Origin of the sequence: Peribacillus aracenensis, assembly GCF_025175645.1 — a bacterium.
Lineage (GTDB): Bacteria > Bacillota > Bacilli > Bacillales > DSM-1321 > Peribacillus > Peribacillus aracenensis.
Genome location: NZ_JANZMJ010000068.1, coordinates 1 through 5,082, shown reverse-complemented (window position 1 = coordinate 5,082; position 5,082 = coordinate 1). Strand labels below are relative to the sequence as shown.

The following is a 5,082-nucleotide window of genomic DNA, read 5'->3' as shown; positions in this document are numbered from 1 at the left end:
GTTGAATGGAGCGCAAGTGCGAGACTCTTGCGGGAGCAGCGGGACAGGTGAGACCCCATAGGCGTTTACGCCGAGGAGGCTCACCGCCCGCCCCGCGGAAAGCGAGCATCTGGAGGGGAAATCAACCGCACCCTTTCCTTGGTAAATAGCAACAAAGTATGCGAAAACAGCCTAAAAAATAGATATTTAATGAATAAGGAGCTTAGAATATGAAGTGGGGCATTGGGTTTTTTCTTGCCATCGTACTGCTTACTGGGTGTAATAGCGGTAATGCATTTACTAAAATCAATAAAAATGAATCTTTCCTGGCGACTGTCAATATCAAGGATACCTCACTGACTTTCATAGATGAAAACTATCATCCATTTGCAAAATGGGATATTTCAGAACCATTTACCGGAGCCCTGCTCCTTGCAGACAAAGATACTATCCTGCTTTATGGAAAAGAGATGGAGAAAGTCCAAGTGTACTCTTTATCAGCAGGAAAATTGATAAACAGTTGGGAAATTGGCAAAGGGATCGTTAATATGCAGTTGTTACGTGATGGAAAAAGCATCGTGGCAGTCAACCAATCGAATCAATCCATTTATTTTTTAAATACAGATGGAGAGAAACAGGATATTGTCAAGGTTGGTAAAAGCCCCCTGACCGTTCTTCAAGGAGTGCAAGAGAATCGTTTGTATGTTATTAATTTTGGTGATACCAAATGTTCTGTGATAAACCTTGAAACGAAAAAGGTCGATTTTGAATTTCCCGTACATAGTTCCAGCACAGGCACATTGTTAAGGGAAGAAAAGGATGAAATATGGATCGGAGGACACGGTGATGGGGACAAAGTGGAAGAAGATCTATATATTTATTCGGCAAAAACGGGAGAGTTGAAGAATAAGCTGAAGGCTCCAACCATGCCGATAAAGTTCCTTGAGAATGCTGAAGGCATATTTGTCCTTAGTCATGGTACAAGCTCTTTATATAAATTGAATGATCAATATGAAGTAGTGAAAAGCAAAGTGGTCGGCGTTAACCCCTTTGAAATGGCGAACTTCAACGAAGATGTGATCGTGGCGGGTTATGATAGTGATGAAGTGTATGTAATGGATGCTGAAACAGTCGATGTTAAAAAAACGATCAAAGTCGGCGAAGGTCCGTTCCAATTGATGTTGAGGGAGTAGATGACATGCATGTTTACACCATTTTAGTCGTGGATGATGAGGAGGATATGCGAAATCTAGTTGAAATGTATTTGCTGAACTCAGGTTATCGATGCCTTCAAGCTGCGAATGGAAAAGAAGCTATTAGTATGGTTGAAACAGAGGAAGTGGATTTAATCCTATTGGATATCATGATGCCAGGTATGGATGGTTTCTCCGTTTGTGAAGAAATCCGGGAAAATTGGGAAATCCCTGTGATATTTGTCAGTGCGAAAGGTGAGGAATGGGATAAGGTGAAAGGGCTGAAGCTTGGCGGCGACGATTATATCGTCAAACCGTTCAATCCAGGAGAATTGGTCGCAAGGGTCGAAGCGGTATTGCGAAGGACAGGGAAATTATCATTGAATGAAGAGAGTCAAAACCATGTCCGGTTCGGTAAAATTAGCTTGAACTTACAATCCAGAACGGTTTTGGTCGAAGGGAAGCCAATCAATTTAACTTTGAAGGAATTCGAATTGCTGTTATTCCTCATGCGTCATAAAAGCCAGGCACTCAGTCGTGAACAACTGCTTGAAAATGTATGGAGCGGGGAGTATGGAGGATCTTTACGTACAGTGGATACCCATATCAAAACGTTACGAATGAAATTGCGAGCGGCCGATTACATTCAAACCGTCTGGGGAATCGGTTATAAGATAGAGGAAAAGAAATGATCAATAAATGGCGGACCCTTTCTTTTAAATTATGGCTCACCATCATCACCGCCATCATCCTATCCGTGCTGTTCGCTTATTCACTTTCTCAATATTATTATAAAAATCTATATGTGGAGAAGCTTAAAACGGATTTAGTCAATGAAGCGTCATTGCTAGGGGCGGATTACTCCGGCGGTGAAATCAGCGAAGATTTCAAGGAAAAAGTTGAATGGTTTAACAGTAAGAATGAGAGCGAGATCTTTGTCGTCAACAATCCCAGGGAATTGAGTGCCTGTCTGCCTTTTGAAATCAATTATGACACCCTTATTTCTGAAGAAGAACGGCAAATGCTTTTAGATGGGAAAGCAGTTGAAAAAGAGGGATATGAGAAAAGGTTTGAAAAGAACATCGTAGCAGCGATCATACCCTTGATTGACGAAAATCGGCTCGAAGGTATCATCTATACATATATTCCTGTAGATTCCATTACGGTCTTATTTAAGGAATTTGCCGCAAAATGGTTGGCGGCAGTTCTATTATTTTTGATTGTCGCGATTTTGTTTACTACGAAATGGTTGAAAAAGCTAGTCAGTCCGATTAAGGAAATCGAGACTGCAGCCCATCGTGTCTCAGAGGGGAATTATGACATACAGGTCGAGGTAAGGAGTCAGGATGAAATAGGGAAACTGGCAATGGCCTTTAATGATATGGCCAATTCCATCCAAATGGAAGAAGAAAGAAAAAAGGAATTTCTTGAAAATGTTGCACATGAACTCAGAACCCCGCTTAGTTACGTAAAGGGCTACACGCAGGCTATATTGGATGGTGTCGTGAAAAATGATGAAGAGCAACGGAAATACCTTCAACTCATTTCAAGGGAGGCTCTTAGGCTGCAGCGGCTTGTCGGAGATCTGATGGACTTATCAAAAATGGAAAGTGATCCATTCTTGTTAAATAAAACCCCAATTGCCTATGCGCAATTCATTGAAGATGTACTAGTGAAATATGAACCGATAATAAAAGAAAAGCATTTGGGCTTGCAGCTAGATCTGGATCCAGACCCGATTATTTTTGGGGATGAAGGAAGGATGGAACAGATCCTGCATAACATTATTGATAATGCCATTCAGTACACGGATTCCGGAGGGGCGATCCATATTGCCCTAATTCAGCATAAAGATGATTGCGAACTGCTGGTTACTGATACGGGTAACGGGATTCCGGAAGCCGATCTGCCATATATCATGAATCGTTTTTACCGAGTGAACAAAGCACGCAGCCGTTTTGATGGCGGGTCAGGGCTTGGACTGTCCATTGTCAAAAAATTGGTGGAATTACAAAATGGTAAAATCGAAATAGAAAGCAAGGAAAAAAGGGGAACAAAAGTCAGGGTCATCCTACCGATTATAAAAGAAGAATGGAATTCATAAAAAGGGGATACGTTCAAAAATGAAAAAAATCATGTTATTTTGCATGGCGTTAATTTTTTTGGCTGGATGCGGCAAGGAAGAGGAAATTCCGAAACTGTTAAATGTCGATTTAGCTGTCGATCCAATTCAGGGTAAAGTGAATGAGCCTGTGAAATTTCAGGCAAAAGTAACATATGGGGACGAAGCCGTGACAGATGCGGATGATGTCAGTTTTGAAATTTGGCTTGCGAATAGCGATAATCATGAAAAAATCGCAGTGAAACATAAAGGGAACGGCATATATGAATTGGAAAAGAATTTTGATGAAGAAGGAACCTACTATGTATATGCCCATGTAACGGCAAGGGATATGCACAACATGCCAAAGAAAGAATTCGTAATAGGAAAACCAAGCACTCCTGAACAAAATGGCGAAAAAAAGGAAATGGACGAGATGAATGATGAAGAAATGAAATGAAGAATGTACGATCGAAATCAAGACAATTCGGGTTTAAAACCGGATTGTTTTTTTGTTTGGAAAAATGTTCAAGACAATAGGGGGAAATGACAAATGTCGAAGTTAAACCGAAAAATTTGTAACATAAAAGTAAAGAAAGTCATAAAAATCAGGTTGGAAAGGATATGTCAAATAAAATTTATTAGTATTCAATGGAAATGGTTCTATGTAACTACCATTGACAAGAAATAAATGGGAAAATATGAGTATTTATACTACTGGCAGAAACATAGATAGTTAAAGCATTTTTGCAAGAGTTCTCTGAAACTTGAATCATATATATATTTTCATTTCCTTCCTGTGAATTTGTTGGAAATTGATGGAGCCTTTATTACAAAAAACGCATGTTATGATGATTCCAGAAGCAAAGCACAACAAAAAATGAACATCACAGGAGGAATTACGAATGAAAAAGAAAATGTTTATGTCAGCAGCAGCGGCTGCAGCAATTATATTCACAGGAGTAGGAGTTAACCAAGCTGAAGCAGCCAACTGTGATACTGTGAAACAAGTAACTTTTAAATCTACTAATAAAGAGGATATGCAAAAAGCCCTTAACCAATACCTAGCTAAATACAATATCACTTTACCTGCAGCGCAGGCACAACAAATGCCAGCTCAAACGCCAGCTCAAACGCCAGCTCAAACGCCAGCTCAAAAACCAGTCCAAAAACCAGTTCAGCAAGAAGCTGGAACAACGAACCAAGCAAAACCTGAAGCAAAACCGGTTACACCTAATAAATCAACTGATGAAAAACAAGAGACAAGCTCTGAATTAAGTGCATTTGAACAACAAGTTGTTAAATTAACAAATGCAGAACGTGAAAAACAAGGTTTGGCAGCTCTTAAAATCGACACTGAGTTGAGCAAAGTTGCACGTATTAAGTCTCAAGACATGAAAGATAAAAACTACTTTGATCACAATAGCCCTACTTACGGCTCACCATTCGATATGATGAAACAATTCGGAATCAGCTATACAACAGCTGGTGAAAACATCGCACAAGGCCAACAAACACCTGAAGAAGTTGTACAAGCTTGGATGAATAGCCAAGGACACCGTGAAAACATCATGAACCCTAGCTTTACTCATATCGGAGTAGGTTATGTAGAATCTGGTAACTACTGGACTCAACAATTCATCGGAAAATAATAGATTAATAGAAAAGAGCATCCCATTGACTGAACTGCACCCCAATTGTTAGACACATCTATCAATTGGAGGTGCAGTTTCTTTATGGCCAAATTTACAGCACAACAAAAAATACAAGCGGTACAGAGATATCTTGAAGGAACAGAGGGACATAAAA

At 39.9% G+C, this 5,082-nt stretch carries 5 protein-coding genes; all 5 read left to right on the top strand.

The window, feature by feature from the left end; genetic code table 11:
* Positions 1-209: 209 nt before the first annotated feature.
* The 5 genes from N0M92_RS28790 (at position 210) to N0M92_RS28770 (ending at position 4,925) form a co-directional block, all read left to right on the top strand.
* Positions 210-1,172: a YncE family protein gene (locus tag N0M92_RS28790; protein WP_260288985.1), complete on the top strand. Its 963-nt coding sequence runs from the start codon at positions 210-212 to the stop codon at positions 1,170-1,172.
* A 5-nt stretch (positions 1,173-1,177) separates the two neighbouring features.
* Positions 1,178-1,864, top strand: coding sequence for a response regulator transcription factor (locus tag N0M92_RS28785; RefSeq protein WP_098369359.1), 687 nt, complete (start codon positions 1,178-1,180; stop codon positions 1,862-1,864).
* Positions 1,861-3,276: a sensor histidine kinase gene (locus tag N0M92_RS28780; RefSeq protein ID WP_260288984.1), complete on the top strand. Its 1,416-nt coding sequence runs from the start codon at positions 1,861-1,863 to the stop codon at positions 3,274-3,276. Before N0M92_RS28785 ends, N0M92_RS28780 begins: the two co-directional genes overlap by 4 nt.
* A gap of 19 nt (positions 3,277-3,295) precedes the next feature.
* Positions 3,296-3,733, top strand: coding sequence for a FixH family protein (locus tag N0M92_RS28775; protein WP_260288983.1), 438 nt, complete (start codon positions 3,296-3,298; stop codon positions 3,731-3,733).
* Between the two features lie 445 nt (positions 3,734-4,178).
* The gene (locus tag N0M92_RS28770) at positions 4,179-4,925 is read left to right on the top strand and encodes a CAP domain-containing protein (RefSeq protein ID WP_260288982.1); all 747 of its coding nucleotides are present in this window, start codon (positions 4,179-4,181) and stop codon (positions 4,923-4,925) included.
* Positions 4,926-5,082 lie beyond the last annotated feature (157 nt).

Bases quoted from the DNA above. Each gene is read 5' to 3' on its own strand.
- N0M92_RS28780 (WP_260288984.1), top strand. From the start codon at position 1,861: ATGATCAATAAATGGCGGACCCTTTCTTTTAAATTATGGCTCACCATC.
- N0M92_RS28790 (WP_260288985.1), top strand. From the start codon at position 210: ATGAAGTGGGGCATTGGGTTTTTTCTTGCCATCGTACTGCTTACTGGG.
- N0M92_RS28785 (WP_098369359.1), top strand. From the start codon at position 1,178: ATGCATGTTTACACCATTTTAGTCGTGGATGATGAGGAGGATATGCGA.
- N0M92_RS28775 (WP_260288983.1), top strand. From the start codon at position 3,296: ATGAAAAAAATCATGTTATTTTGCATGGCGTTAATTTTTTTGGCTGGA.
- N0M92_RS28770 (WP_260288982.1), top strand. From the start codon at position 4,179: ATGAAAAAGAAAATGTTTATGTCAGCAGCAGCGGCTGCAGCAATTATA.